This is a genomic window from Nocardioides marinus (assembly GCF_013408145.1).
Lineage (GTDB): Bacteria > Actinomycetota > Actinomycetes > Propionibacteriales > Nocardioidaceae > Nocardioides > Nocardioides marinus.
Genome location: NZ_JACBZI010000001.1, coordinates 1,816,160 through 1,841,929 on the forward strand (window position 1 = coordinate 1,816,160; position 25,770 = coordinate 1,841,929).

Annotated in this window: 25 protein-coding genes; 5 read left to right on the forward strand and 20 right to left on the reverse strand. The window is 71.8% G+C overall.

The window, feature by feature from the left end; translation table 11 throughout:
• The first annotated feature begins 1 nt into the window (after position 1).
• Complete coding sequence (locus BKA05_RS08625) at positions 2-1,468, forward strand: KamA family radical SAM protein (RefSeq protein ID WP_179531072.1); 1,467 nt, start codon at positions 2-4, stop codon at positions 1,466-1,468.
• A 46-nt stretch (positions 1,469-1,514) separates the two neighbouring features.
• Here BKA05_RS08625 and BKA05_RS08630 read toward each other — a convergent pair whose 3' ends face one another.
• Entirely contained in the window at positions 1,515-1,973 is a 459-nt protein-coding gene (locus BKA05_RS08630; protein WP_292603111.1) for an Lrp/AsnC family transcriptional regulator, read from the reverse strand.
• Between the two features lie 54 nt (positions 1,974-2,027).
• On the opposite strand from BKA05_RS08630, the gene BKA05_RS08635 reads away from it, so the two are divergent.
• Both BKA05_RS08635 and BKA05_RS08640 read left to right on the forward strand, forming a co-directional pair.
• Positions 2,028-2,978, forward strand: coding sequence for a 5'-3' exonuclease (locus BKA05_RS08635; RefSeq protein WP_415836702.1), 951 nt, complete (start codon positions 2,028-2,030; stop codon positions 2,976-2,978).
• A gap of 57 nt (positions 2,979-3,035) precedes the next feature.
• Positions 3,036-3,692 carry an SDR family oxidoreductase gene (locus BKA05_RS08640; protein WP_179531073.1) on the forward strand — a complete coding sequence of 219 codons (657 nt, stop codon included), beginning with the start codon at positions 3,036-3,038 and terminating at the stop codon, positions 3,690-3,692.
• A gap of 99 nt (positions 3,693-3,791) precedes the next feature.
• Here the strand turns inward: BKA05_RS08640 and BKA05_RS08645 are convergent, their stop codons facing one another.
• The 13 genes from BKA05_RS08645 to dop all read right to left on the reverse strand — a co-directional run bounded on the left by BKA05_RS08645 (position 3,792) and on the right by dop (position 17,208).
• A complete protein-coding gene (locus BKA05_RS08645; protein ID WP_179531074.1) occupies positions 3,792-6,599 on the reverse strand; it encodes a DEAD/DEAH box helicase in 2,808 nt (935 codons plus the stop codon).
• Positions 6,600-6,609: 10 nt separating this feature from the next.
• Positions 6,610-7,518: a YegS/Rv2252/BmrU family lipid kinase gene (locus BKA05_RS08650; protein ID WP_179531075.1), complete on the reverse strand. Its 909-nt coding sequence runs from the start codon at positions 7,516-7,518 to the stop codon at positions 6,610-6,612.
• Between the two features lie 10 nt (positions 7,519-7,528).
• The gene (locus BKA05_RS08655; protein ID WP_179531076.1) at positions 7,529-7,969 is read right to left on the reverse strand and encodes a hypothetical protein; all 441 of its coding nucleotides are present in this window, start codon (positions 7,967-7,969) and stop codon (positions 7,529-7,531) included.
• Between the two features lie 10 nt (positions 7,970-7,979).
• Positions 7,980-8,816, reverse strand: coding sequence for a twin-arginine translocase subunit TatC (tatC, locus tag BKA05_RS08660; RefSeq protein ID WP_179531077.1), 837 nt, complete (start codon positions 8,814-8,816; stop codon positions 7,980-7,982).
• Positions 8,817-9,098 (reverse strand): Sec-independent protein translocase subunit TatA, encoded by a 282-nt coding sequence (locus BKA05_RS08665; RefSeq protein WP_179531078.1) that lies wholly within the window; start codon positions 9,096-9,098, stop codon positions 8,817-8,819.
• Between the two features lie 73 nt (positions 9,099-9,171).
• On the reverse strand, positions 9,172-10,164 hold the full coding sequence (locus BKA05_RS08670; RefSeq protein ID WP_179531079.1) for a helix-turn-helix transcriptional regulator: 993 nt from the start codon (positions 10,162-10,164) through the stop codon (positions 9,172-9,174).
• The gene (locus BKA05_RS08675) at positions 10,161-11,168 is read right to left on the reverse strand and encodes a helix-turn-helix transcriptional regulator (RefSeq protein WP_179531080.1); all 1,008 of its coding nucleotides are present in this window, start codon (positions 11,166-11,168) and stop codon (positions 10,161-10,163) included. Before BKA05_RS08675 ends, BKA05_RS08670 begins: the two co-directional genes overlap by 4 nt.
• 61 nt (positions 11,169-11,229) lie before the next feature.
• Complete coding sequence (locus BKA05_RS20270; protein WP_179531081.1) at positions 11,230-12,273, reverse strand: FKBP-type peptidyl-prolyl cis-trans isomerase; 1,044 nt, start codon at positions 12,271-12,273, stop codon at positions 11,230-11,232.
• A 48-nt stretch (positions 12,274-12,321) separates the two neighbouring features.
• The gene (pafA, locus tag BKA05_RS08685; RefSeq protein WP_179531082.1) at positions 12,322-13,683 is read right to left on the reverse strand and encodes a Pup--protein ligase; all 1,362 of its coding nucleotides are present in this window, start codon (positions 13,681-13,683) and stop codon (positions 12,322-12,324) included.
• A 90-nt stretch (positions 13,684-13,773) separates the two neighbouring features.
• Positions 13,774-14,553 (reverse strand): proteasome subunit alpha, encoded by a 780-nt coding sequence (gene prcA / locus BKA05_RS08690; protein WP_179531083.1) that lies wholly within the window; start codon positions 14,551-14,553, stop codon positions 13,774-13,776.
• The gene (prcB, locus tag BKA05_RS08695) at positions 14,550-15,395 is read right to left on the reverse strand and encodes a proteasome subunit beta (RefSeq protein WP_179531084.1); all 846 of its coding nucleotides are present in this window, start codon (positions 15,393-15,395) and stop codon (positions 14,550-14,552) included. The genes prcA and prcB overlap by 4 nt, the downstream gene beginning before the upstream one ends.
• Positions 15,392-15,589: a ubiquitin-like protein Pup gene (locus BKA05_RS08700; RefSeq protein ID WP_179531085.1), complete on the reverse strand. Its 198-nt coding sequence runs from the start codon at positions 15,587-15,589 to the stop codon at positions 15,392-15,394. The genes prcB and BKA05_RS08700 overlap by 4 nt, the downstream gene beginning before the upstream one ends.
• Positions 15,590-15,699: 110 nt before the next feature.
• A complete protein-coding gene (dop, locus tag BKA05_RS08705) occupies positions 15,700-17,208 on the reverse strand; it encodes a depupylase/deamidase Dop (protein WP_218842376.1) in 1,509 nt (502 codons plus the stop codon).
• Positions 17,209-17,247: 39 nt separating this feature from the next.
• Here dop and BKA05_RS08710 point away from each other — a divergent pair, with 39 nt between their 5' ends.
• Entirely contained in the window at positions 17,248-17,880 is a 633-nt protein-coding gene (locus BKA05_RS08710; protein WP_179531086.1) for a methyltransferase domain-containing protein, read from the forward strand.
• A 117-nt stretch (positions 17,881-17,997) separates the two neighbouring features.
• On the opposite strand, the gene arc is transcribed toward BKA05_RS08710, so the two are convergent.
• The 3 genes from arc to BKA05_RS08725 all read right to left on the reverse strand — a co-directional run bounded on the left by arc (position 17,998) and on the right by BKA05_RS08725 (position 22,137).
• Positions 17,998-19,770, reverse strand: a complete 1,773-nt coding sequence (gene arc, locus BKA05_RS08715) for a proteasome ATPase (RefSeq protein WP_179531087.1) — start codon at positions 19,768-19,770, stop codon at positions 17,998-18,000.
• 149 nt (positions 19,771-19,919) lie between these two features.
• Positions 19,920-20,903 (reverse strand): tRNA (adenine-N1)-methyltransferase, encoded by a 984-nt coding sequence (locus BKA05_RS08720; RefSeq protein WP_179531088.1) that lies wholly within the window; start codon positions 20,901-20,903, stop codon positions 19,920-19,922.
• A 109-nt stretch (positions 20,904-21,012) separates the two neighbouring features.
• Positions 21,013-22,137, reverse strand: coding sequence for a M50 family metallopeptidase (locus BKA05_RS08725; protein ID WP_343045579.1), 1,125 nt, complete (start codon positions 22,135-22,137; stop codon positions 21,013-21,015).
• A gap of 92 nt (positions 22,138-22,229) precedes the next feature.
• Between BKA05_RS08725 and BKA05_RS08730 the strand changes: the two genes are divergently transcribed.
• Positions 22,230-23,120 carry a RecB family exonuclease gene (locus BKA05_RS08730; RefSeq protein ID WP_179531089.1) on the forward strand — a complete coding sequence of 297 codons (891 nt, stop codon included), beginning with the start codon at positions 22,230-22,232 and terminating at the stop codon, positions 23,118-23,120.
• 39 nt (positions 23,121-23,159) lie between these two features.
• Here the strand turns inward: BKA05_RS08730 and BKA05_RS08735 are convergent, their stop codons facing one another.
• Genes BKA05_RS08735 through BKA05_RS08745 form a run of 3 tightly spaced genes read right to left on the reverse strand, consistent with a single transcriptional unit; the run spans position 23,160 to position 25,556 of the window.
• Positions 23,160-23,789 carry a response regulator gene (locus tag BKA05_RS08735; protein ID WP_179531090.1) on the reverse strand — a complete coding sequence of 210 codons (630 nt, stop codon included), beginning with the start codon at positions 23,787-23,789 and terminating at the stop codon, positions 23,160-23,162.
• Positions 23,786-25,141: a histidine kinase gene (locus BKA05_RS20275; RefSeq protein ID WP_179531091.1), complete on the reverse strand. Its 1,356-nt coding sequence runs from the start codon at positions 25,139-25,141 to the stop codon at positions 23,786-23,788. Before BKA05_RS20275 ends, BKA05_RS08735 begins: the two co-directional genes overlap by 4 nt.
• Before the next feature lie 4 nt (positions 25,142-25,145).
• On the reverse strand, positions 25,146-25,556 hold the full coding sequence (locus BKA05_RS08745; protein WP_179531092.1) for a hypothetical protein: 411 nt from the start codon (positions 25,554-25,556) through the stop codon (positions 25,146-25,148).
• Between the last annotated feature and the right edge of the window lie 214 nt (positions 25,557-25,770).

The window sequence follows — 25,770 nt, forward strand, 5'->3', positions numbered from 1 at the left end:
TATGAGCATCGAGACCTCCATCGCCGCCCTGGTCGAGGACGAGACCGGCCAGCCCTACCCCTACCGCCGCGTCGAGCTCGTCGAGCCCGACTGGACCCGGTTCCCGGGGTGGAAGGACGTCACGGCCGCGGAGTGGGAGTCGGTCCAGTGGCAGCGCAGCCACTGCGTGAAGAACCTCAAGCAGCTGCGTGAGGTCCTCGGCGACCTCGTCGACGAGCGGTTCTACGCCGACCTCGAGCGCGACCAGGCCGAGCGCGCCACGATGTCGATGCTCGTTCCGCCGCAGATGCTCAACACCATGGCGCCGCACGTCACGCCCAAGGGCCCGGGCAGCCTCACCGACGCCTTCTACGCCGATCCGGTGCGCCACTACATGCTGCCGGTGCTCTCCGACCGTCGCACCGACTGGCCCAGCCACCCGCACGCGACCCGCGACAGCCTGCACGAGCACGACATGTGGGCGGTCGAGGGGCTCACCCACCGCTACCCCACCAAGGTCCTCGCCGAGCTGCTGCCCACCTGCCCGCAGTACTGCGGCCACTGCACCCGCATGGACCTGGTCGGCAACTCCACGCCGACCGTCGAGAAGCTCAAGCTCACCGGCAAGCCGAACGACCGGCTCGGCGCCATGATCGACTACCTGCGTCGTACGCCGAGCGTGCGCGACGTCGTGGTCTCCGGCGGCGACGTCGCCAACATGCCCTGGCCCCGCCTCGAGGCCTTCCTCACCGAGCTGCTCACCGTCGAGAACATCCGCGACATCCGGCTGGCGACCAAGGCCCTCATCGGCATGCCGCAGCACTGGCTGCAGCCCGACGTCGTCGAGGGCGTCCACCGGGTCGCCACCCTCGCGCGCAGCCAGGGCGTGAGCCTCGCGATGCACACCCACGCCAACCACGCGAACTCCGTGACCCCCATGGTCGCCCGGGGCGCGAAGGCGATGCTCGACGCCGGCCTGCGGGACGTCCGCAACCAGGGCGTGCTCCTCAACGGCGTCAACGCCGACCCGCACGCGCTGCTAGACCTGTGCTTCCGGCTCCTCGACGGCGCCCAGGTCATGCCCTACTACTTCTACATGTGCGACATGATCCCGTTCTCGGAGCACTGGCGGGTCTCCGTCGCCGACGCCCAGCGCCTCCAGCACCACATCATGGGCTACCTGCCGGGCTACGCCACGCCGCGCATCGTCTGCGACGTGCCGTTCGTGGGCAAGCGCTGGGTCCACCAGATCGCCGGCTACGACACCGAGCGCGGCATCTCGCACTGGACGAAGAACTACCGCACCTCCATCGAGGCCGGCGACGCCGAGGCGTTGAGCCGCACCTACACCTACTACGACCCGATCCACACCCTGCCCGAGGCCGGGCGCGCCTGGTGGGAGGAGCACGGCCGGCTCGACGAGTCCGCGCTCAAGGCCGCCGAGGTGGCCGAGGCGTCGCGTCGGACGGCGGCGCTGCAGGCCTGGTGACTGATCGCTGGTCGAGCAGCGAGCGCCAGCGAGCGGGCGTCGAGACCTACTCCCCCGTGACCGGCCGGTTCTCGTAGTAGGTCGTGAGGACGATGGTGGTGCGGGTCGACACGTTGGCCGCGGACCGGATGCGTGCCAGCAGGTCCTCCAGGGCGGCGGGCGTCGTCGAGCGCACCTTCAGGACGTAGGACTCCTCGCCCGCGACCGACCAGCAGGACTCGATCTCGGGGATGTGCTCCAGCCGTGCGGCGCAGTCGTCGGGCTGGGAGGGGTCGATGGGGCGGATCGAGATGAACGCCGCCAGCGGCAGTCCGATGTCGGCGTGGTTGATCGTCGCGCCGTACCCCTGGATCAGCCCGCGCTGCTCCAGGCGCTTGACCCGCTGGTGCACCGCCGACGTCGACAGGCCGGTCGCCTTCCCGAGATCGGTGAAGGACATCCGGCCGTCCTCGGCCAGCAGCTGGAGGATCTTGCGGTCGGTGGGCTCCACGGCGGACTGACTCACGTGCGACACCCTAGGCCCCCGCACGCCGCGGGGCAGGCCCCCTAGGGTGTCGTCGTGCCGCGAACCGACCGCCTGATGCTCCTGGACACCGCCTCGATGTACTTCCGGGCCTTCTTCGGGGTGCCGGAGATCCTTGCCCCCGACGGCACACCGGTGAACGCGGTGCGCGGCCTCCTGGACTTCATCAGCCGCCTCGTGGAGCAGTACGAGCCGCGCGACCTGGTCTGCTGCTGGGACGACGACTGGCGCCCGCAGTGGCGCGTCGACCTGGTGCCGACGTACAAGGCGCACCGCGTCGTGGAGGTGGTCGAGGGCTCCGCCGACGTCGAGGAGGTGCCCGACCCGCTCGAGGTGCAGGTGCCGATCATCCGCGACGTGCTGGCCGCCCTGGGGATCGTGGTCGTCGGTGCCCCCGAGGCCGAGGCCGACGACGTCATCGGCACCCTCGCCACCGACGCGGGACAGCCGGTCGACGTGGTGACCGGTGACCGCGACCTGTTCCAGCTCGTGCACGACGGCTCCACGGGCGCGGGCTCCGCCGACGAGGTGCGCATCCTCTACATCGCCCGCGGGGTCGGCAACCACGAGCGGGTCACCGAGGAGTGGGTGCGCGAGAAGTACGCCGTCGAGGCCTCGCAGTACGCCGACTTCGCGACCCTGCGCGGGGACACCTCCGACGGGCTGCCCGGGGTCAAGGGCGTGGGTGAGAAGACCGCCGCGACCCTGCTGCAGCGCTTCACCGACCTGGACGGGATCCTCACCGCCGCCTCGGACCCCGAGGCGGACATGGCCCCCGGCGTCCGCGCCAAGATCAAGGCCGCGGCGGACTACCTGGCCGTGGCACCCGAGGTCGTCGCGGTGCGCCGCACCCTCGACGTTCCCCGCACCGGGTTCACGCTCCCCACCGAGCCCGCCGACGCCGCCCGGCTCTCCTCGCTGGCCGCGGAGTACAACCTCGAGGGACCCGTCGAGCGTCTCACCACCGTGCTGGCCTCACTGGGCTGAAGCCCTCCCACCCGTTCGGGCGAGCTCCGGCGCCGGCAGGCCCGTAGCGTCGAGGGCATGACTCGTATCGCTGTCGTCGGCGGCCACGGACAGGTGGCCAAGCACCTCCACATCGCCCTGCGCCGCTCGGAGCACACGCCCGTGGCGCTGGTGCGCAACCCCGACTACCGCGAGGAGCTCGAGGGCCTCGGAGCCGAGGTGCGCCTCCTGGACATCGAGGCCGACGATGCCGCGGCGTTCGCGAACGCCTTCGAGGGGTGCGGGGCGGTCGTGTTCGCCGCCGGTGGTGGCCCGGACGGCGACATCGAGCGCAAGCGCACCGTCGACCTGGAGGGCTCGCTGAAGTCGATCGAGGGGGCGCGTCGCGCCGGCATCGGCCGGTTCGTCCAGCTCTCCGCCATCGGGGTCGACAACCCCGTGCCCCAGGACACCGAGCCGGTGTGGCGCGCCTACGTCGAGGCCAAGCGCGACGCGGACGCCGCTCTGCGCGACTCCGGCCTGGACTGGACGATCATCCGTCCCGGTCGCCTCACCGACGACCCCGCCACCGACGCCGTGCGGCTGGCGCCCGAGGTGGAGCCCGGCGAGATCCCGCGCGCCGACGTGGGAGCGGTCCTGGCCGCGGTCCTCGACGAGCCGGGCACCGTCGGCCAGCAGGTGGACCTCGTGGCCGGCAACGACACCGTCGCCGACGCCGTACGCGCCCTCGTCTGAGCGTCGTCCCCGCCGAGCCGGCGTATCAATACGCCGGCTCGACCACCACGGCCCGCCGAGCCGGCGTATCAATACGCCGGTTCGGCCGTGTCGGGGTCCCTACTCGGCCAGACCGGACATGGCGACGACGCCGCGGCGCAGGCGGTCCACGACCTGGCGCGCGGTGTGCCGCAGGGGGCTGTCCCCCGCGGCGTCGGCGACCTGTCCGGCGAGGTCGAGCAGCTGCTTCATCCAGCGCACGAAGTCACCTGCAGACAGCTCACTCTCGCCGAGGACCTCGTCGAGGTCGTCGCCCTCGCACCACCGGTAGGCGATCCAGGCGAAGCCGAGGTCCGGCTGGCGCAGGAAGTCCAGGTGGTTCTCCTTCTCCAGCCGGTCCAGCTCGCCCCACAGCCGCACGGTCGCGCCGATCGCCTGCTTCGTGGCCCCACCGGGGACCCGGGGCGAGCGCGCATCGTCGGGGCGCCGCGCCTCGAAGCACAGCGTGGACAGCGCCGCGGCGAGCCCCGGGGCGTCCAGGTCGGCCCAGACACCGCGCCGGATGCACTCGGCCGCCACCAGGTCCAGCTCGGAGTAGAGCCGGCGCAGGTGCGCACCCTCGGTCGTCACGCGGGCCTCGTCGCCCTCGGCGGTGAGGTAGCCCAGCGAGGTGAGGACGTCGCAGACGCGGTCGAACTGCCGGGCCACGGTGTTGGTGCGGTTCTCTACCCGACGGCGCAGCGTGGCGGCGTCCTTGTCCAGCTTGAACCAGCGCTCGGCCCAGCGGGCGTGGTCCTCGCGGTCGGGGCACCCGTGGCAGGGGTGCGCCTTGAGCTCACGGCGCAGGTCGGTGATCTCCTGCTCCCACGGCGCCGGGCCCCCCGTACGCCGCTGGGCGGCCGCCTGCCCGCGCGGCAGGTCCCTGGTGCGTTCACGCAGCTGGTGGGCGAGGTCGCGGCGCATCTGCGCGTTGCGGGGGTTGAACGTCTTGGGCACGCGCATCCGCGTCAGCGCCTCCACCGGCACCGGGAAGTCCATCATCGCCAGCCGGCGCGCCTGGCGCTCCTGGGTGACCACGTAGGGGCGCGGGCCCTCCGGTGACCAGCCCGGGTCGATGACGACGGCGTACCCGGCGAACTTGCCGGTGGGCACCTCGATGACGTCACCGGTCTTGAGGAACTTCAAGGAGGCGACGGCCTCCTGACGCTGGTCCTCGCGGCGTTGGCGGCTGGCGCCCTTCTCCAGCTTGTTGATCCGGTGCCGCAGGCCGGCGTACTCGATGAAGTCGCCCTGGTCGCAGGCGGCCGCCTCGGCGTAGCCGTCGAGCGCCTCCTCGGCCTTGCGCAGCTGCCGCGCCAGACCGACGACCGCCTTGTCGGCCTGGAACTGGGCGAAGGACTGCTCCAGGAGCTCGCGTGCCGTCACCCGGCCGAACTGGCTGACCAGGTTGACGGCCATGTTGTAGGAGGGCCGGAAGGAGCTGCGCAACGGGTAGGTGCGGGTGGAGGCCAGGCCGGCCAGCTCGCGCGGGTCGGTGCCCGGCTGCCAGAGCACGACGCCGTGGCCCTCGGTGTCCAGGCCGCGACGACCGGCTCGGCCGGTGAGCTGGGTGTACTCCCCCGGCGTGATGTCGGCGTGGGTCTCGCCGTTCCACTTGGTGAGCTTCTCGATCACCACCGTCCGGGCGGGCATGTTGATGCCCAGCGCGAGGGTCTCGGTGGCGAAGACGACCTTGCACAGGCCGCGGACGTAGAGCTCCTCCACGATCTGCTTGAAGGCCGGCAGCATGCCGGCGTGGTGGGCTGCGACGCCACGGGTGAGGCCGTCGAGGAAGTCGTGGTAGCCGAGCACGTGCAGGTCGTCGGGGTCGAGGTGCTTGGTGGCGTCCTCGACGAAGGCGAAGACCTCGTCGCGCTCCTCGGGCGTGGTCAGCCGCACGCCGGCGGCCAGGCACTGGGTCACGGCCGCGTCGCAGCCGACCCGGCTGAAGATGAACACGATCGCGGGCAGCAGCCGGTCCCGCTCGAGGCGGGTGATGACGTCGGGGCGGCTCGGCACCCAGACCCGGCGCCCGTTGCCGGACCTCGGCCCGGACTGCCGGCCGCCGCCGCGGCGGTCGCGCGGGGAGCGTCGGTCGCGGATGCGCGAGGCGGCCCAGTCGTCGCGGGCCACCTTGAGCAGCTCCTCGTTGACCGGGGCGCCCTCCTTGACGAAGCCCGCGGCGGCGTCCACGTCGGAGGAGGCGAAGAGGTCCAGCAGCCGACGCCCCACCATCACGTGCTGGAACAGCGGCACGGGGCGGCGCTCCTCCAGGATCGTGGAGGTGTCCCCGCGCACCGTCTCCAGCCACTCGCCGAACTCCTCGGCGTTGGACACGGTCGCCGAGAGCGCCACCAGCCCCACCGACTCCGGCAGGTGGATGATGACCTCCTCCCACACCGCCCCGCGGCTGCGGTCGGCGAGGTAGTGCACCTCGTCCATCACCACGAAACCGAGCCGGTCCAGGGTCCGAGAGCCCGCGTAGAGCATGTTGCGCAGGACCTCGGTGGTCATCACGACGATCGACGCCTCGCCGTTGACGGTGTTGTCACCGGTGAGCAGACCGACCTCGTCGGGACCGTAGCGCGCCACCAGGTCGGCGTACTTCTGGTTCGAGAGGGCCTTGATCGGCGTGGTGTAGAACGCCTTGCGGCCCTGCGAGAGGGCCAGGTGGATGGCGAACTCCCCCACCACCGTCTTGCCGGAGCCGGTCGGGGCGGCGACGAGCACCCCCCGACCGTCCTCGATGTCCTGGCAGGCCGCGATCTGGAACTCGTCGAGCGGGAAGCCGTAGAGCTCACGGAAGTCGGCCAGCACGGGGTGGGACTGGCTGCGGCGGAAGGCGGCGTACCGCTCGGCCGGGCTCTGGTCACCGGTCGCGTCACTCACGGCCCCCAACCTACGCGGGGGTGAGAACCTCCAGCGCGCCCGGCGCGCACTCCACCGTCAGCGGGAGCGGCCCGAAGCGCTCGCCGTCCGCGTAGGTCACGATGCCCGGAGCGGCCACGGTCACCCGACGCACGCGGTGGTGCTCGTACTGCCGGTGGGTGGTGTGGGTGCCGCTGAACAGCTTGGGATAGGTGCGCACCAGCTCGCCCTTGCCCATCGGCTTGATGACGACCACGTCGAGCAGCCCGTCGTCGAGCACGGCACCCTCGGTGATGCGCAGCCCGCCGCCGAAGGACGGCCCGTTGCCGACGGCGACCATCATCGCCTCGAGCGAGCGGGTCTCCCCGTCGAGGTCGAGGGTGTAGGAGATCGGGGCGAAGGTGCGCAGCTCGGCCAGCGTGGCGATGTTGTACCGCATCTGCCCGCGCGGCCACGTCATCGCGTTGGCGCGCTCGTTGACCTTGGCATCGAAGCCCGCGGCCAGGACGGTGACGAAGTGCTTGTCCCCGGCCCTGGCCAGGTCGATGCGGCGCCTGCGACGGGGGTCCTCGGGGTGGCACAGTGCCGCCACGATCGCGTGCGCGGCGGCGGCGGGGTCGCGGCGCGGCAGGTCGAGGTAGCGCGCCACGTCGTTGCCGGTGCCAGCGGGTACGACGCCGAGCGCCGTGGACGAGTCGGCCAGTGCCTGCACCGCCAGGTGCACGAGCCCGTCGCCGCCGCAGACCACCAGGGCGTCGACGTCGGGGACGGCCCTGCGCGCCATCGCGAGCGCCTCGTCCGCGTCGGCGCCGACCAGGTCCAGCACCTCGACGTCGGTCCCCCGCAGCACGTCGAGGGTGGCCTCGCGACCACGGGCACCCCGGCCCTTGCCGGAGGTCGGGTTGGTCAGCAGCGCGACGCGCGGGACGGCACCGTTCACCTGCGCGAACCTAGCGGCCGCGCCGGGTCGCCGCACGCTCCTCGCCGATGCGGATCAGCACGCTCCAGTCGTCGGCGGAGGCGCCGACGGCCTTCGAGAGCCGGGCCAGCGCGTCCAGCGCACGGCCGGCGGTCAGGTCACGACCGGGCACGGCGAGCGAGAGCCGCCCCTCGGGACCGGGCGGGTGGGTCACGCAGAGCACCTGGCCGTGCCGCCACGCCTGGTGGGCGCGGGTGCGGGTGTCGTCGTCGACGACGGGGGCCGGGTAGGCCTCGTCGACGGCGAGCAGGTCGCAGGGGTGCTCGCCGTGCTCGCGGCTCTGGTCGTGCAGGGTGCCGGTGACCAGGTGCCCCGAGCGCAGCCCGGACGCAGAGGTCCAGGTGACCTCGGCGGTGCCGAGCCACTCGGGCAGGTCGAAGGGGTCCACCTCGTCGGGGTGCGGAGCCTTCACAGCCGGCCCCTCACAGCTGGCTGGTCTCGTCCGGGGAGAGCCCGGCGAAGGGCTTGTTGCGCTCGCGCCGCCGGTCGTTCCACCGGGCGATGATCTCGGCGAAGAAGAAGAGCACGACCATCGGGACGGCCATGAAGGTCATCGTGAACGGGTCCGCCGACGGTGTCGCGACGGCGGCGAAGACGAAGAGCCCGACGATGATCCAGGGGCGGTGCTCGGCCAGCTGGCGGCCCTTGACCACCCCGGCGAGGTTGAGCAGCACGACGAAGACGGGGATCTCGAAGGCGATGCCGAAGACCAGCATGGTGCGGGTGAAGAACTGCAGGTAGCCGGAGAACTCCAAGATGTTGGTGATGCCGTCGGGGTTGAACCCGATCAGGATCTCCAGGCCCTTGGGGAGCGTGACGTAGCCGAGCCAGATGCCGACGAGGAACAGCGGGGTGGCGACGGCGCCGAAGACGCGGGTCCACTTGCGCTCGTGGGCGTGCAGGCCGGGCATGATGAACGCCCAGATCTGGTAGAGCCACACCGGTGCGGTGGCGACCAGCGCGGCGAAGCCGCACAGCTTGAGGTAGAGCATCAGGCCGCCGCCGGCCCCGGTGGTGGTGGCCAGGGTCTGCTTGTCCTCGAGCCGCTCGACGGCCTGCTCGTAGGGGCCGTAGACGAGGTCGAAGAGCTGGTCGAAGAAGAACAGGGCGACGACCAGCGCCACGATCAGCGTGAGAGCGACCTTGAGGATGCGGGCGCGCAGCTCGCGCAGGTGGTCGCTGAGGGCCATCCTCCCGTCAGGACCGACGGGGTGGTGGGGCTTGCCGACGAAGAGGCCGACGATCCCGCGGAGCGCCACTCAGCCGTGCTGCTGGTCGCGGTTGGTCTCGCCGACGGTGGGCGAGTCCGTGGAGGTCTCCTGGGTGGTCGAGGTGGGGAGCTCGCCCGCCGGTGTGGAGTCCTTGGCCGGGGTCTCGTCGTCGTCGTCGCGCAGGCCCTTGGTCTCGGCCTTGAAGATGCGCAGCGCCTGCCCGGTGCCCCGGGCGAGGTCGGGGAGCTTGGCCGCACCGAAGACGAGGATCACGATCGCGAGGATCACGAGCCACTCGGCGCCCTGGGGCATGGCGATCAGCGAGAACATCTGTGGCACTGCCTTCTCTCGGGGACACGACGCCGGGGGCGCCGCGGTCTGCTGCGGACCATCCTACGTCGCGTCAGGAGTAGAGACCGAGCGTGGCCCGCGCGGCGGCGACCGACGAGTCGGTGAACTCCTGGGGTGCCACGACCTCGGCGTACGGCGCCAGGCGCAGCACCAGCCGGGTCAGCCACCGCGCGTCGGCGACCCGGAGGTCCACCTCCAGCGCGCCGTCGGGGTCCGCCCCGTCGACCGGGCGGGTCGCCAGCACCGGGTAGTAGTCGACGACCCAGCGCGCCTCGGGCGCCAGGCGCAGGGTGGCCACCACGCTCTCCTGCTCGTCGATGACGCCGGCGGGCAGCTCGCGACCGGGTCGGGGCGTGGAGCTGACGGCGGTGTCGAGGACCTCCGCGTCCTGGATCCGGTCGAGCCGGAACAGCCGCGGCGCACCGGCGCTGTGGCAGTCGGCGTCGAGGTAGGCGAAGCCCTGTCCGCGGGTGACCGCGTGCGGGTCGACCACCCGGACGGTCACCTCGTCGCGGCTGGGGACGTAGTAGCGCAGGCGCACCTGGCGCCCTCGCTCGACGGCCTCCTGCAGCCGCCTGGCCAGCAGGGCGACGTCGGCGTCCGCGGCACCCTGGCCGGGGTCGATCCGTCCCACGCCGCCGTGGGCGGCGGCCGCCTCGAGCTTGGCGAGCGTGCGGTCGAGGACCTCACGGGTGTCGGGGCCGGCGCTGTTGCGCAGGGCCCGCAGCGCGACGATCACCGCGCTGGCCTCGGTCGGCGTCAGGCGCAGGGGGCGGGCGAGGTAGTCGGCGTTGGAGACCCGGATGACGCCGTCGCCACCCTCCTCCAGCGCGTCGAGGTCGACGTCGATCAGGTCGTCGGGGTAGCCGCCGGGCAGCCCGCACATCAGCAGCACCTTGAGGTCCTTGACCAGCTGCGTGGGCGTCGTGCCGAGCTCGCGGGCGGCCTGGTCGACGTGCACGGTGCCACGGGCGTGCAGGTAGGGCACCAGGGTCAGCAGCCGGGCGACCTGGTCACGTGCCTGCGGGGCGGGCGTCGTGCTCATCGGTCCCCTCCCGTGGCGGGACCGTCGGTGACCGGACCGTCGGCGGCCAGGGCCCGACGCAGCCGGTCGACGACCTGCTCGCGCAGCTCGGCCGGTGCCTCGACCACCACCGAGTCGCCGTGGGTGAGGATGTCGTCGTCGAGACCGAGGCGGGCCCGGGTGAGCCGCACCCGGTCCCATCGGGTGCGCTCGTCGGGGCCGACGACGTCCTGCTCGACGTGGTCGGCCCCGCGCCGCAGCGTGTGGCCGGCCCCGCGCCGCACCAGCAAGGTGGCCTCCAGGCGCACCGGGTCCGGCGCGAGCCGGCGGGCCAGGGCCTGGACGTCGGTGCCCGCCGGGACGTCGTACGCCGCGGGCGGGCCCTCTGGACGCGCCTGGCCCTGCACCCGGGAGAGCCGGAAGACCCGCTCCTCGCCCCGGTCGGTGTCGAGCCCCACGACGTACCAGCGTCCGGCGTAGCGGGTGACGCCCCACGGCTGGAGGTGGCGGGTGGTGGTCTCGGTCGCCTGGGCGGTGCGGTAGTCGAAGGCCACGGCACGCCGCTCCTGCACGGCCTCCCAGAAGACGTCGAAGGCGGGTTCGTCGGCGCTGAGCCGGGGCTCGACGATGTCGAGTGCACCCGGGTCGACCGGCACCCCGAGCGCACTGAGCTTGCGCACGGCGTCGGTGGTCGCCTCGGCGAGCTTGGCGTGCTGCCAGACCCGGGTCGCGAGACCGATGACCGAGGCCTCGTCGGGGGTCAGGTCGATGTCGGGCAGCGACAGGTCGTCGGGGCGGATGCGGTAGCCGGGGTCGTCGTCGAAGTAGGCATCCATCTGCCCGATCTCGATCGGCACCCCCAGGGCACGCAGCTCGTCCTTGTCGCGCTCGAACATCTTCTCGAACGCCTCGTCGGAGGACCCGGGGTAGAGCAGCTCACGGATCCGCCCCTTGGGCACGTAGTGCCGCTGGACGAGCAGCATGATGAGCAGGTTCATCAGCCGCTCGCTCTTGCGGACGCTCATGCCGGGTCCCGGGGTGGGTGCGGAGTGGTCGGGGTGGTCGGGGTGGTCGGGGTGGTCGGGGTCAGGACTCGTCGTCCGAGGGGCTGGGGCTCTGGGACGCGTCAGCGCTGGGGCTGGCCGCGGGCGACTCCGACTCCTCGGGCTCCTCGGGCTCGGGCTGCACCGGCTTCGGGGCGCGGGCCAGGATGTCGACGAGGAAGTAGATCGTGTCGGTCCCCTTGATGCCGGCGCCCTCGTTGCCGGCGGCGCCGTAGCCGAAGCGCGGCGGCAGGGCCATCCACACCCGGCTGCCGACGGTCTTGCCGGCCAGCGCCTCGGCCCAGCCCGGCACCAGGCCGCTGAGCTGCTGGACGAGCGGGTCGCCGTCGTAGCTGCCGTCGAACGGCTTGGGCTTGGCGTAGACCGAGCCGAGGTAGTCGACCATCACGACGTCGGACTTGCGCACGACCTCTCCGTCGCCCTCGACGACGGTCTGGACCTGCAGCCGGCCGGTCGGGCGCGGGCGGCCCTGGAAGCGCATGGCCTCGGGCTTGCCGTCCTCGTCGAGGACCAGGTCGGGGGCGAAGCCGGTGCCGTCCTCGGCGTACGGCTCGTCGACCGCGTCGGGCCCGAGCACGTCGAAGACCAGCAGCAGCGGGTCGGCGTTCGAGATGCCCAGGGCGGAGTTGCCCGAGGGGCCCACGACCTCCTCGGCGACGACGCTGGCGGCGATCCGCGAGCCGACGGTGGCACCGTCGAGCGCGGCGGAGAAGACCTCGGTCAGCTGGTCGTCGGAGAGGTCGACGACCTCGGGCAGCGAGGTGTACGTCGACAGCGCCTCGGACTCGTCGTAGCCGTTGCCGATCCAGTAGTGCACCAGCGCGTCACCGTCGGCCGACAGCTCCGGGCCGTCGCCGGCCACCACGGTCTCGACCTGCGGGTCGGAGGTGGCGGAGAAGTCCTCGCCCCACGTGACCTCGGGGGCCTCCCCGACGGTGCCGGTGATCTCCACGGCGTCCAGGCCGGCGCCCGCGTCGGCGTCGTCGGAGCCGCACGCCACGAGGGCGGGGATCAGCAGAGCAGGGGCGACCAGCAGGGCCAGCGGTCGGCGTACGCGTCGAGGCACCGGGGATTCCTTCGCGAGGTGGCGTGCAGAGCAGGGGAACCCTACCGCTCACATGCTCTCGATCAGACGCTGGACCCTCTCGTCGTAGGCGCGGAAGGGGTCCTTGCACAGCACGGTGCGCTGGGCCTGGTCGTTGAGCTTGAGGTGCACCCAGTCGACGGTGAAGTCGCGGCGGCGCTCCTGGGCCTTGCGGATGAACTCACCGCGCAGGCGCGCACGGGTGTTCTGCGGCGGCACGGACTTGGCCTCGAAGATCTTCAGGTCGCTGGTGACGCGGGCGACCCGGCCCCGCTTCTCCAGCAGGTAGTAGAGGCCGCGCTGGCGGTGGATGTCGTGGTAGGCCAGGTCGAGCTGGGCGATGCGCGGGTGGCCCAGCGGCAGGCCGTGCTTGGCACGGTAGGCGTCGATCAGCTTCCACTTGATGACCCAGTCGATCTCGGTGTCGACCAGGCCGAGGTCGTCGGACTCGACGGCCTTGAGGCCGCGCTCCCACAGGTCGAGCACCTGCTCGATGACCGGGGTGGAGATCTCGCGACGGTCCACGAAGTCCCGGGCCTTGGAGAGGTACTCGGCCTGGATCTCCAGGGCGCTGGCCTCGCGACCGTTGGCCAGCCGGACCTTGCGCCGGCCGGTGACGTCGTGGCTGATCTCGCGGATCGCCCGGATGGGGTTCTCCATCGTGAGGTCGCGCATCACCACGCCCTCCTCGATCATCCGCAGCACCAGGTCGCAGGAGGCGACCTTGAGCAGGGTCGTGGTCTCGCTCATGTTGGAGTCGCCCACGATCACGTGCAGTCGGCGGTACTTCTCGGCGTCGGCGTGCGGCTCGTCGCGGGTGTTGATGATCGGACGGCTGCGCGTCGTCGCGCTGCTGACGCCCTCCCAGATGTGCTCGGCGCGCTGGCTGACGCTGTAGCCGGTCCCGCGCGGGGTCTGGGTGATCTTGCCGGCGCCGACGATGATCTGCCGGGTCACCAGGAACGGGATCAGCACGTCTGCGAGCCGGGTGAACTCCCCGCTGCGGGAGACCAGGTAGTTCTCGTGGCAGCCGTAGGAGTTGCCGGCGGAGTCGGTGTTGTTCTTGAACAGGTAGATCTCGCCGGCGATGCCCTCGTCGTGCAGGCGCTGCTCGGCGTCGAGCAGCAGGCCCTCCAGGACCCGCTCCCCCGCCTTGTCATGGGTGACCAGGTCGACGATGTCGTCGCACTCGGGGGTGGCGTACTCGGGGTGGCTGCCCACGTCGAGGTAGAGCCGCGCCCCGTTGCGCAGGAAGACGTTGCTGCTGCGCCCCCAGCTGACGACCTTCCGGAAGAGGTAGCGCGCGACCTCGTCGGGGCTGAGGCGGCGCTGGCCCTTGAAGGTGCAGGTGACGCCGTACTCGTTCTCGATGCCGAAGATCCGACGATCCATACCGGAACACTACGGGTCGAGCGGTGGCGCAGGCGGCAAGTGAGGGCTTTGGTGACCGTTCGGTGACCAAAGCCCCCACCCGGCAGGGCGTCAGCCGACCGGCGGTGCCACGGGCGGCTCGTCCGGCGGGCCGCCGGCCGCCGAGGTCTCGCCACCCCCGGACGGCGTGGGCGCGGGAGCGCCCAGCAGCGGCTCGAGCCGCTCGGGCCGGATCCGGGCGAACTTGCGGGGCTGGGTGCGGGTGCGGTCCAGCACGGCGACCTCGAGGTCGTCGGCGCGGATGGTGCGGTCCTCGGACTCGCTGTGCCCCAGGGCCGCGACCGCCAGGCGCAGCGCGTCCTCGAGCGACGCGCCGGCGGTGTAGTGCTCCTGGAGGTAGCTGCCCACCACGTCGGCCGCGCCGCCCATGACCGCGTAGTCGTGCTCGTCGGCGACCTGGCCGTCGTAGGTGAGCCGGTAGATCTGGTCGTCCTCGGGCCGGGAGCCGATCTCGGCGACGAAGATCTCCACCTCGTAGGGCTTCTCGCCACCGGAGGAGAAGATCGTCCCCAGGGTCTGGGCGTAGGCGTTGGCCAGCCCCCGACCCGTCACGTCGCGGCGGTCGTAGGCGTAGCCGCGCATGTCGGCCAGGCGCACGCCGGCGATGCGGAGGTTCTCGAACTCGTTGTAGCGGCCGACCGCGGCGAACGCGATCCGGTCGTAGATCTCCGAGACCTTGTGCAGCGCCTGGGAGGGGTTCTCCGAGGCGAAGAGCACGCCGTCGGCGTACTGCACGGCCACGACCGAGCGGCCGCGGGCGATGCCCTTGCGCGCGAAGTCGGCCCGGTCCTTCATCAGCTGCTCGGGCGAGACGTAGAACGGCGTGCTCATGAGGTGCTCCCCGGGTTCAGCGGTGCGTGCGGTCCGCCCGGTCGGTTCATCCGGCCGGCGACCACCTGCTCGGCCAGGTCACCGACGACCTCCTGGGTCAGCCGGCGTCCGCCCTCGGCCGTGATGACGTGCAGGATCGGGAAGATCCTGCGGGTCACGTCGGGCCCACCCGTCGCGGAGTCGTCGTCCGCGGCGTCGTAGAGCGCCTCGAGGGCGACCGTGGCGGCCTCCTCCATCTCCAGGTCGGAGCGGTAGAGCTTCTTCAGCGACCCGCGGGCGAACAGCGAGCCGGAACCCACCGCGTGGTAGCCGGTCTCCTCGTAGCGGCCGCCGGTGACGTCGTAGGAGAAGATCCGTCCTCCGGCATGGTCGAGGTCGTAGCCGACGAACAGCGGCACGACCGCCAGGCCCTGCATCGCCATGCCGAGGTTGCCGCGGATCAGCGCGGAGAGGCGGTTCGCCTTGCCGTCGAGGGACAGCGTCGTGCCCTCGATCTTCTCGTAGTGCTCGAGCTCGGTCTGGAACAGCCGCACCAGCTCGACGGCCAGGCCGGCGGTGCCCGCGATCCCGGCCGCGGAGAACTCGTCGGTCGGGAAGACCTTCTCGATGTCGCGGCTGGCGATGATGTTGCCCATCGTGGCGCGTCGGTCACCGGCGAGGAGCACACCACCGGGGAAGGTCACCGCGACGATCGTCGTGCCGTGCGGGGCGAGGTCCGCGGCGTTGCCCTGCGGGACGCTGCGTCGACCCGGGAGCAGGTCGGGGGCCTGCTGGGCCAGGAAGTCGGTGAACGAGGACGTGCCCGGCTGGAGGTAGGACACGGGCAGGCGCGGGTCGCTCATTCGCCGCCCTTCTGGATGAACGACTTCACGAAGTCCTCGGCGTTGGACTCCAGGACGTCGTCGATCTCGTCGAGGATGTCGTCGACCTCGGAGTCCAGCGCCTCCTTGCGCTCGGCGACATCGGTCTCGGGGGAGGTCTCGACGACCTCCTCGGTCTCCTGGGACCGTCGCGGCTGCTTCTGCTCCTGTGCCATGACCCGACCCTATCCACTCCCCGGGTGGATGCGGGTGGCGTTCGGCCCGTGTCCGCGCGGGTTCCGGGGGGCGCTGGTGGGCCCGGTGAGCAGCCGGCGACCGGCAGGGGTCAGCGGGTGAGCGCGAGGAAGAACTCCTCCGGGGTCTCGCACCGGTCGAACAGCTCGCCCACGTGCGCCTGCGAGCCGCGCAGCGGGTCGATGGTCGGCACGCGCTGCAGCGACTCCCGGCCGGCGAGGTCGAGGATCACCGAGTCCCACGACGCGGCCGCGACCGCGGTCGGGTAGCGCTCCAGGCACCGCCCGCGGAAGTAGGCGCGGGTGTCGGTCGGTGGCTCGTGCATGGCCCGCTCGACGGTCTCGTCGGTGAGCAGGCGCTGGATCCGGCCGCTCTGCACCAAGCGCTGGTAGAGGCCCTTCTCGGGCCGGATGTCGGAGTACTGGATGTCGATGAGCTGGAGCTTGGGGTCGTCCCAGCCGAGACCGTCGCGCTGGCGGTACTGCTCCAGGAGCTTGAGCTTGGCCACCCAGTCCAGCTCCGAGGCCAAGGACATCGGGTCCCGCTCGAGCCGGTCCAGGACCGACTCCCACCGCGCCAGGACGTCGAGCGTCTGGTCGTCCGCGTCGGCGCCGTACCGGTCCTCGACGTACTTGCGGGCCAGGTCGAGGTACTCCAGCTGCAGCTGGACCGCGGTCAGCCGCCGTCCGTCGTGGAGCGTGACCAGCTCCTGCAGGCCGGGGTCGTGGGAGACCGCCCGCAGCGCCGAGACCGGGCCGTCGACGCCGAGGTCGCGATCGATGAAGCGGTCCTCGATCATCGCCAGCACCAGGGCGGTGGTGCCCACCTTGAGGTAGGTGGAGATCTCGGCCAGGTTGGCGTCGCCGATGATGACGTGCAGGCGGCGGTACTTCTCGGGGTCGGCGTGCGGCTCGTCGCGGGTGTTGATGATCGGCCGCTTCAGCGTCGTCTCCAGGCCGACCTCGACCTCGAAGAAGTCCGCGCGCTGGCTGATCTGGTAGCCGTGGTCGCGGCCGTCCTGACCGATCCCGACGCGGCCGGCACCGCAGACGACCTGCCGGCTGACGAAGAACGGCGTGAGGTGCTTGACGATGTCCGCGAACGGCGTGGAGCGACGCATCAGGTAGTTCTCGTGGGCGCCGTAGGAGGCGCCCTTGCCGTCGGTGTTGTTCTTGTAGAGCAGGATCGGCTGGCCCCCGGGCAGGGCGGCGGCCCGCTTCTGGGCGTCGAGCATCACCTGCTCCCCCGCCTTGTCCCACCGCACGATGTCGAGCGGGTTGGTGACCTCGGGGGTGGAGAACTCCGGGTGCGCGTGGTCGACGTAGAGCCGGGCGCCGTTGGTCAGGATGACGTTGGCCAGGCCGAGGTCCTCGTCGGTGAGCTGGCTGGGGTCGGCGACCTGGCGGCTCATGTCGAAGCCGCGGGCATCGCGCAGCGGCGACTCCTCCTCGAAGTCCCACCGCGCCCGGCGCGCCTTCAGGGTCGCCGAGGCGTAGGCGTTGACGACCTGCGAGGAGGCCACCATCGGGTTGGCGGTGGGCTGGCCCTGCACGGAGATGCCGTACTCGACCTCGGTGCCCATGACCCGTCGCACGCTCATGGATCGAGCCTACGCGGCGGGCGCACTACGGTGGTGCGGGTGAGCTGGTGGGAGAGGCGCGTGGTCCCGCGCCTGGTCGAGAAGGCGCTGTCGAGCGGCGACGTACGCCGGGAGCGGACGCTGGTCTGCGAGGGCCTGTCCGGTCGGGTGCTGGAGATCGGGTTCGGCAGCGGCATGAACCTGCCGCACCTGCCGCCGTCGGTCACCGCCGTGGACGCGGTCGAGCCGTCCGACCTCGGCTGGGAGATGTCCGCCGCGCGCCGCGGGACCGCGAGCCGGCCGGTGAGTCGGGTCGGGCTCGACGGCCAGCGCGTGGACGCCGACTCCTCGGCGTACGACGCGGTGCTGTGCACGTTCTCGCTGTGCACGATCCCCGACGCCGCGCTGGCCGCGCGCGAGATGGCGCGGCTGGTCCGCCCCGACGGCACCGTGCACGTGCTGGAGCACGGTCTGTCCCCCGATGCTCGCGTCGCGCGCTGGCAGCGCCGGCTGGACCCGATCGAGAAGCGGGTGGCCGGCGGCTGCCACCTCACCCGCGACCCCGTCGCCCTGCTGGAGCAGGCCGGGCTCGAGGTCGTCGACCGGACCGAGCGCTACCTGCCCGGCCCTGCCGTCGCCCGCCCCTGGGTCTACGGGTACCGGCTCCTCGCCCGGCGGCCTGCCACCGGCTGATCCGCGGCCCCCGTGAGGGAAGGTTCGACTGATGTCAGTCCAACCTTTCGGTTCGCGGTCGAACCTTCGACCGCCATCGCGAAGGTCTGACTGACATCAGTCAGACCTTCCGCAGCATCACAGGTACTGACCCGTGTTCGACACCGTGTCGATCGAGCGACCCGGCTCGGTGCCCTGCTTGCCGGTGATGAGCGTGCGGATGAACACGATCCGCTCGCCCTTCTTGCCGGAGATGCGGGCCCAGTCGTCGGGGTTGGTGGTGTTCGGGAGGTCCTCGTTCTCCTTGAACTCGTCCACGCACGCCTGGAGCAGGTGGCTGACCCGCAGACCCTTCTGCTGGTGGTCCAGCAGGTCCTTGATCGCCATCTTCTTCGCGCGGTCGACGATGTTCTGCAGCATGGCGCCGGAGTTGAAGTCCTTGAAGTACAGGACCTCCTTGTCGCCGTTGGCGTAGGTGACCTCGAGGAAGCGGTTCTCCTCGGTCTCGGAGTACATCCGCTCCACCGTCGCGCGGATCATCCCGTCGACGCAGGCCTGGCGGTCCCCACCGAACTCGGCGAGGTCCTCGGCGTGCAGTGGGAGGTCGGCGGTGAGGTACTTGCTGAAGATGTCTCGGGCGGCCTCGGCGTCGGGACGCTCGATCTTGATCTTCACGTCCAGGCGCCCGGGGCGCAGGATCGCGGGGTCGATCATGTCCTCGCGGTTGGAGGCGCCGATGACCAGCACGTTCTCCAGCAGCTCCACGCCGTCGATCTCGCTGAGCAGCTGCGGGACGATGGTGTTCTCGACGTCGGAGGAGACACCGGTGCCGCGGGTGCGGAACAGCGAGTCCATCTCGTCGAAGAACACGATGACCGGGGTGCCGGCCGACGCCTTCTCACGGGCCCGCTGGAAGACCAGGCGGATGTGGCGCTCGGTCTCGCCGACGTACTTGTTGAGCAGCTCGGGGCCCTTGATGTTGAGGAAGTAGGACTTCCCCTCCGCCCCGGTCTTGGCCGCGACCTTCTTGGCCAGGCTGTTGGCGACCGCCTTGGCGATCAGCGTCTTGCCGCAGCCCGGAGGGCCGTAGAGCAGCACGCCCTTGGGCGGCTTGAGCTGGTGCTCCTTGAAGAGCTCGGGGTAGAGGTAGGGCAGCTCCACCGCGTCCTGGATGGCCTCGATCTGTCCCCCGAGGCCACCGATGGACTCGTAGGCGATGTCGGGGACCTCCTCGAGGACCAGCTCCTCGACCTCGGACTTGGGGACCTTCTCGTAGACGTAGCCGGCACGGGAGTCCAGCAGCAGGGAGTCGCCGGCGCGGATGGTCTCCTCGCGCAGCGGCGCGGCCAGGCGGACGACCTTCTCCTCGTCGGCGTTGGCGATGACCAGGGCCCGCTCGCCGTCGGCGAGCAGCTCCTTGAACATCACGACCTCGCCGACCTGCTCGAACTCCAAGGCGGCGACCACGTTGAGCGCCTCGTTGAGCATGACCTCCTGGCCGCGGCGCAGGTCGTCGAGCTCGACGTCGGGGCTGACGTTGACGCGCAGCTTGCGTCCGCCGGTGAAGACGTCGACGGAGTCGTCGCCGTTGCGCTGCAGGAAGGTCCCGAACCCGGCGGGCGGCTGGGCCAGCCGGTCGACCTCCTCCTTCAGCTTCGTGATCTGGTCACGGGCCTCGCGCAGGGTCTGGGCGAGCCGCTCGTTCTGGCTGGTGACGGCCGCCAGCGACCGCTGGGCGTCGGCCAGGCGCAGCTCGACGGTGCGGTGGGAGCCGGGGGCGTCGCTGAGACGGCGCCGCAGGTCGGTGACCTCGGCCTCCAGGAAGCGCACCTGCCCCATGAGCTCCTCGGCGCTGCGACCCGCCTCGGGACTCGGGGAACCTTCTCGTGACCTGCCATCGGATGTCGACATCAGAGCACCTCCTTGCCGTGACCCTACTCGTGTGCGTGAAGCACGGAAGGCCAACCAGGACGGTGTCGGTCACGATTTCGGACCGGCTGTGTCACCACCGTGTCGCGGTCGCCCACCCCGTCGTCGCGGCGGGCGGGAGGCCCTCCACCTCACTCATCGGCCGGCGCGACGGGTTCCTGCGGGACGTCGGGGGGACGGGGCCCGGTGTAGTCCGGGCCGTAGGCGCCCGGTGCCGGACGGCGGGTCTTGCGCGGGGGCCTCTCGCCCGGCGCCATCCGGCGCGCGGTGACCAGGAACGCCGTGTGGCCGATCATCTTGTGGTCCGGACGCACCGCGAGCCCCTCGACGTGCCAGTCGCGCACCAGCGACTCCCACGCGTGCGGCTCGGTGAAGCCTCCGTGGGCCCGCACCGTCTCGACGAACCGCGAGAGCTGCGTGGTCGTGGCGACGTACGCGCAGACGATGCCGCCCGGCACCAGCGCGTCCGCGGCGGCCGACAGGCACTCCCACGGCGCGAGCATGTCGAGGATGATCCGGTCGCAGCGCTCACCGCTGGCCGGCAGCGCCTCGGCGAGGTCGCCGAGGGTGAGGGTCCAGGCCGGGTGGCTGCTGCCCTCGGGCGCGGAGAAGAACTGGTCGACGTTGCGCCGGGCCACCTCGGCGAACTCCTCGCGACGCTCGTAGGAGGACACCCTGCCCTGCGGGCCCACCGCGCGCAGCAGCGAGCAGGTGAGGGCCCCGGAGCCCACCCCGGCCTCGACCACGCGGGCGCCCGGGAAGATGTCGGCCATCGCGACGATCTGCGCGGCGTCCTTGGGGTAGATCACCGCCGCCCCGCGGGGCATCGAGACCACGAACTCCGAGAGCAGCGGCCGGAAGACCAGGTAGTCCCCGCCGCCGGACGTGGTGACGGTGAAGCCCTCCTCGCGACCGATCAGCTCGTCGTGGTCGAGGTGGCCGCGGTTGGAGAAGAACCGCTTGCCCGCCTCCAGGGCGAAGTTGTGCTTGCGCCCCTTGCCGTCGACCAGTCGCACCCACTCACCGGCACGCAGGGGGCCCCGGTGGACACCGGACCAGGCCTCCTGGGGGACGTCGTCGACGGGCTGGGACGGGTGCTGGTCGTGCTCGGACACGCGCGCACCCTAGACCGGCGCGGCCCGGCGCGGCGACTCCGCGCGAGCGACTCAGGGCGAGCGACTCAGGGCGAGCGACTCAGGGCGAGCGACTCAGGGCGGGCCGACCTCAGCCGGCGGTCTCCCGGAAGGCCCGGTCGACGTCGGCGGTGCTCAGCACCCCGTAGACGCTGCCGTCCTCCTCGACCAGGAGGTACTCGGCGGCCGGGGTGCGGGTCAGGGCGCGCACCAGCTCCTCCCCGCGCAGCCCGACGGGGAGGCGCAGCCCCTCCTCGAGGGTCCTGGCCACGCTCGACGTCGGCACCCACGGGCGGCGATCCTCGGGCGTGGCGAGCAGTGCCGCCTCCGAGACCAGCCCGGTGGCGCGGCCGTCGGTGGTCGTGGTGAGGATCCCGCCGGCCCGGGCCTCCTGGGCCCGGCGTACCGCCTCGGCCAGCGGCAGGTCCGCGGGCACCGCCAGGGTGCGGCGGGCCAGGTCACGGGCGACGAGGTGCGGCAGCCGGCTCCTCAGCCGGGCCGCGGACATCGAGGCCGTCGCGCCGGACCACAAGAAGGCGGCGATCACGAGGGCGAGGACGAAGTCGACCACGTCGGGCGGGACACCGAGGACGGACTCCTGCAGCAGTGGCCAGGCCAGTGCCGCGACCGCGGCGACCCGGCCGCCCCAGCCGGCCACGACCGTGCCCCGCACGATGCTGCCGGTCGCGCCCCAGACCCCGGCCTTGAGCAGGCGGCCGCCGTCGAGCGGCAGCCCCGGCACCAGGTTGAGGACCCCGACCAGGAGGTTGGCGCCGGCCAGGCCCTCCATGGCCAGGCGGGTCAGCCCGTCCGGTGTGACGGGCAGGAGCAGCAGGGCGACGACGCCGACCAGGATCGAGGTCAGGGGCCCCACCACCGCGATGAGGAACTCCTCCCGCGGGCGCTTGGCCTCCCCCTCGATCGACGTCATGCCGCCCAGGAAGTGCAGCGTGATCGAGGTGACCGGGTAGCCCAGCCGCTTGGCCATGACCGCGTGGGAGGCCTCGTGCAGGAGCACCGAGCCGTAGAGCAGCACCGCGAAGGCCAGGCCGGCGAGGTACTTGAGCGCACCGAGGCCCGGCTGCACCTGCTCCACGAGCGGCGCCATGATCACCGCGATCAGCGCGGCGACGAGGAACCAGGAGGTGCTGACCAGCACGTCGCTGCCCGCCACGGTGCCGACCTTGAAGGTGCCCGGCGGTCGCTGATCACTCACGCGGGGAGGCTATCTGACCCTGCGGCCCCGTCCGAGCGGCGTACGGCGGTGCGCCGGTCACGCTGTCGGCGCCATCGCCTAGCGTGCCTCCCATGAGCGCGGAGGTACTGCCCGGGGAGATCCCGACCGGGGAGGTGGCGGCACCCAGCCCCGCCGAGCGGCACTCGACGTCGGTGGACGGTGTGGAGGTGCTGGGGGCGCTCTCGCCCAGCCGGGCCGGCGACTTCATGACCTGCCCGCTGCTCTACCGCTTCCGCACCATCGACCGGTTGCCCGAGCCGGCCTCGCCCGACGCGGTGCGCGGCACCTTGGTCCACAAGGTGCTCGAGGACCTCTTCGAGCTGCCGGCGCTGGAGCGGACCCCGGTGCGCGCCGAGCAGATGCTCGAGCCCTCCTGGCACCGGTTGCTCGAGGACGAGCCCGGGTTGGCGGCGATCTTCGAGGGCGATGACTCGGTGGACCGCGACCGCTGGTGGGACACCTGCCGGACGGTGCTGGAGCGCTACTTCACCCTGGAGGACCCCACGCGTCTGGAGCCCGCCGAGCGCGAGCTCTACGTCGAGTGGCTGCTGGACTCCAAGCTGCTGCTGCGCGGGTTCGTGGACCGCGTCGACGTCGCCCCCGACGGCGCGATCCGGGTGGTCGACTACAAGACCGGTCGCGCCCCGGGCCCGGGCTTCGAGGGTCGGGCGCTGTTCCAGATGAAGTTCTACGCGCTGGTGCTGTGGCGGCTGCGAGGCGTGGTGCCCGCGATGCTGCAGCTGGTCTACCTCGGCAACGGGGAGCTGGTGCGCTACGTCCCCGACGAGCACGACCTGCTCGCGACCGAGCGGAAGGTCCAGGCGGTGTGGGAGGCGATCCGCCGCGCGACCGACGAGCAGGACTGGCGGCCCAGCAAGGGGCCGCTGTGCAGCTGGTGCGCCCACAAGGCCCTGTGCCCGTCCTGGGGCGGCACTCCCCCGCCGCTGCCCTCCGGCGACTGACCCGCGACAGACTGTTGCCCCGAGGCCGCCGATCGCCGCTCAGAGGCCGTTGCGCTGCGCCCAGAGCGCGGCCTGGGTCCGGTCGGTGACGCCGATGCGTGAGAAGGCACTTGTCAGGTGCGCCTTGACGGTGCGCTCGCTGATCTCGAGCTGACGGGCGATCTGCTTGTTGGCCAGCCCGTCGCGCACCAGCGTCAGCACCTCCACCTCACGGGCGGTCAGCTGGGGCCGGCCCCCTCCGGAGCGCGCGCCGAGCAGTGCCCGCGCGGCCTTGGGGTGGATCGGGGACTCCCCCCGCGCCACCGCCCGCACCCCGGCGAGGACGTCGTCGGGGTCGGCGTCCTTGAGCAGGTAGCCCACGGCTCCTGCGTCGAGGGCGTCGAGGATCCGCTCGTTGTCGGAGTACGACGTCAGCACGAGGACGTCGACCCCCAACCCGGCCGAGACGATCTCCCGGGTCGCGCTGACCCCGTCCACCCCGGGCATCTGCAGGTCCATCAGCACCACGTCGGGGGTGAGGGCACGCGCCTGCTCGACCGCCTCGGCGCCGTCGGCGGCCTGGCCGACGACCTCGATGTCCTCCGCGGTGGCGATCAGCTGGGCCAGGCCCGCCCGGATCACGGCGTGGTCGTCGACCAGCACGACCCGGATGGTCCCCGAGCCGCTCATCGTCGTACCGCCATGCGCACGGAGGTACCTTCGCCCAGCGCCGAGGTGACGTCCAACTCCCCGCCCACGTCGCGCACCAGGCTGCGCAGGCCCCGGAGGCCGAAGCGGTCCGGCGGGCTGGGTGCGGTGGTGTCGAAACCGACGCCGTCGTCGACCACCTCCAGCAGCAGGCCGTCGGTGTCGCCGCGCACGGTGACCGCGAGCGTGGAGGCGCCGGAGTGCCGGATCGCGTTGCGCACCGCCTCCTGCGCCACCCGCCACAGCAGGGCCACCTCGGCCTCCGTGGCCTCCTCCACGCCCGCCGCACTCACGGACGCGTGGATCCCGGCGGCCGCCGCCGGGGCGATCAGGTCCTCGAGCGCCGATTGCAGGCCCTGCCCGTGCAGGTCCGGCGGGTGGATCTCGGCGAGCAGGGAGCGCATCTGCTTGAGGCTGTCGCGCATCGAGGCGCTCACGGAGCCGAGCACCTGCGCGGTCGCGGGGGTCGTGGCCGGGTCCCGGGCTGCGCCGGAGAGCGCGAACGCCGACCCGGCCAGGTCCTGGACGACGCCGTCGTGCAGGTCGCGCGCGATGCGACGCCGTTCGGCGTCCGAGGCCTCGATCGCGGTCTGGAGCAGCCGCTCCCGCTCCCGACTCCCCCGGCGCACCTGGCTCGTGAGCACCGCCAGCATGGCGGTGGAGATCACGACCAGCAGGACCAGGGGCCCCAGCGTGATCCAGCGGAAGGTGCCGAAGATGTCCTCGCGCCGTTGCTCGACGTCGTCGAGGTCCCAGTAGGCCACGAACAGGGCCGGTGAGGTCACGCTCTGGCCCCGGTTGAGCCCGGTGTCGCGGCCCTTGGAGTCGCGGGTCGCGTACACGCGGGTGGAGATCTTCACCAGCCCCGCCTCCGAGCCGGGACGGTCGGAGCTGCGGAGGGAGGACGGATCCGCGAACTCCGAGACCGTGCCCCCGTCCGCCAGCACCCGCTCCTGGCTCCGGGAGAGCTCGTAGACGTGGTCGTCGAGCGCGGCGCCCGCGTCGGAGGAGTCGAAGGCCAGCCGGCCCTCGGTCGTCAGCACGTCGAAGCTGTCGATGTCACCAGTGCTGAAGGGCTTCAGCCGCCGGAAGAACTTGTCGACGGCCCCCGGGCGACCGTTCAGCAGGCCCTCCCGCAGGTTCCCGGGCATCACCGAGCCCGCCAACGACTGCGTGACCGACTCGGCCTGCTCGAGTGCCGCACGCTCGGCGGCCCTGGTGGCGATGGCGTTGGTCGCGATGAAGATGCCCGAGACCAGCAGGAGGCTGACGACCAGGAAGAGCGTCAGGGGCGTGCGCAGGAGACGGCCGAACCGCGAGCGGGGAGCGGACACGGCCTCAGTACGTCAGCTGGTTCTTGCAGATCTCGCCGGTCACTGTGTTCTGCGCCCGGAATTCGATGTCGTCCGGGCCGGTGAAATCAGCCATGTCGCGCACGATCTTGAAGGACTTGTCGGCGTCCTTGGCCTTGACCGTGCCGCGCGCGGAGACGTCGTCGTTGTGCTTCATCCGCCAGTCCCACACATCGCTGTCGTCGCTCCAGACGACCGCGGTCACCTGGAGGACACCTCCGGACTCGGGCTCGACCTTGAGCTTGACCGAGCTGCTCTCCCGGCAGTCGTCCTTGAACTTCTTGGCGTCGTCCTTCTTGGCGACGGCCGCGGGAGCCCCCAGGACGAGGCCGAGGGTGGCAGCGACCGCGACAGCGGCTCGCCGACCACGAGCGCGGCGGGTGCTGAGGTGGTCCATGGTGCCCTTCGAAGGATGTCCGGTGTGACGGTCGTCCCAGGGTCTCACGGCGTCTTCCGAGACACACAGGGAACGGCCATGCCCAACCCCGCCGTCAACCCCGGTCTCCCGGGGGCCGCTGTGCGGACACCGCGCCTGAGCCGCGATGCCCATGACGACGGGGTTGGGTCTGGCCAGGGCGCCCGGTCCGCCGCTGAGGACCGGGGTGTTCGCC

Bases quoted from the DNA above. Each gene is read 5' to 3' on its own strand.
- BKA05_RS08625 (WP_179531072.1), top strand. From the start codon at position 2: ATGAGCATCGAGACCTCCATCGCCGCCCTGGTCGAGGACGAGACCGGC.
- BKA05_RS08640 (WP_179531073.1), top strand. From the start codon at position 3,036: ATGACTCGTATCGCTGTCGTCGGCGGCCACGGACAGGTGGCCAAGCAC.
- BKA05_RS08665 (WP_179531078.1), bottom strand. From the start codon at position 9,098: ATGTTCTCGCTGATCGCCATGCCCCAGGGCGCCGAGTGGCTCGTGATC.
- BKA05_RS08670 (WP_179531079.1), bottom strand. From the start codon at position 10,164: ATGAGCACGACGCCCGCCCCGCAGGCACGTGACCAGGTCGCCCGGCTG.
- BKA05_RS08675 (WP_179531080.1), bottom strand. From the start codon at position 11,168: ATGAGCGTCCGCAAGAGCGAGCGGCTGATGAACCTGCTCATCATGCTG.
- pafA (WP_179531082.1), bottom strand. From the start codon at position 13,683: ATGGATCGTCGGATCTTCGGCATCGAGAACGAGTACGGCGTCACCTGC.
- prcA (WP_179531083.1), bottom strand. From the start codon at position 14,553: ATGAGCACGCCGTTCTACGTCTCGCCCGAGCAGCTGATGAAGGACCGG.
- prcB (WP_179531084.1), bottom strand. From the start codon at position 15,395: ATGAGCGACCCGCGCCTGCCCGTGTCCTACCTCCAGCCGGGCACGTCC.
- BKA05_RS08700 (WP_179531085.1), bottom strand. From the start codon at position 15,589: ATGGCACAGGAGCAGAAGCAGCCGCGACGGTCCCAGGAGACCGAGGAG.
- dop (WP_218842376.1), bottom strand. From the start codon at position 17,208: ATGAGCGTGCGACGGGTCATGGGCACCGAGGTCGAGTACGGCATCTCC.
- arc (WP_179531087.1), bottom strand. From the start codon at position 19,770: ATGTCGACATCCGATGGCAGGTCACGAGAAGGTTCCCCGAGTCCCGAG.
- BKA05_RS08730 (WP_179531089.1), top strand. From the start codon at position 22,230: ATGAGCGCGGAGGTACTGCCCGGGGAGATCCCGACCGGGGAGGTGGCG.
- BKA05_RS08735 (WP_179531090.1), bottom strand. From the start codon at position 23,789: ATGAGCGGCTCGGGGACCATCCGGGTCGTGCTGGTCGACGACCACGCC.
- BKA05_RS08745 (WP_179531092.1), bottom strand. From the start codon at position 25,556: ATGGACCACCTCAGCACCCGCCGCGCTCGTGGTCGGCGAGCCGCTGTC.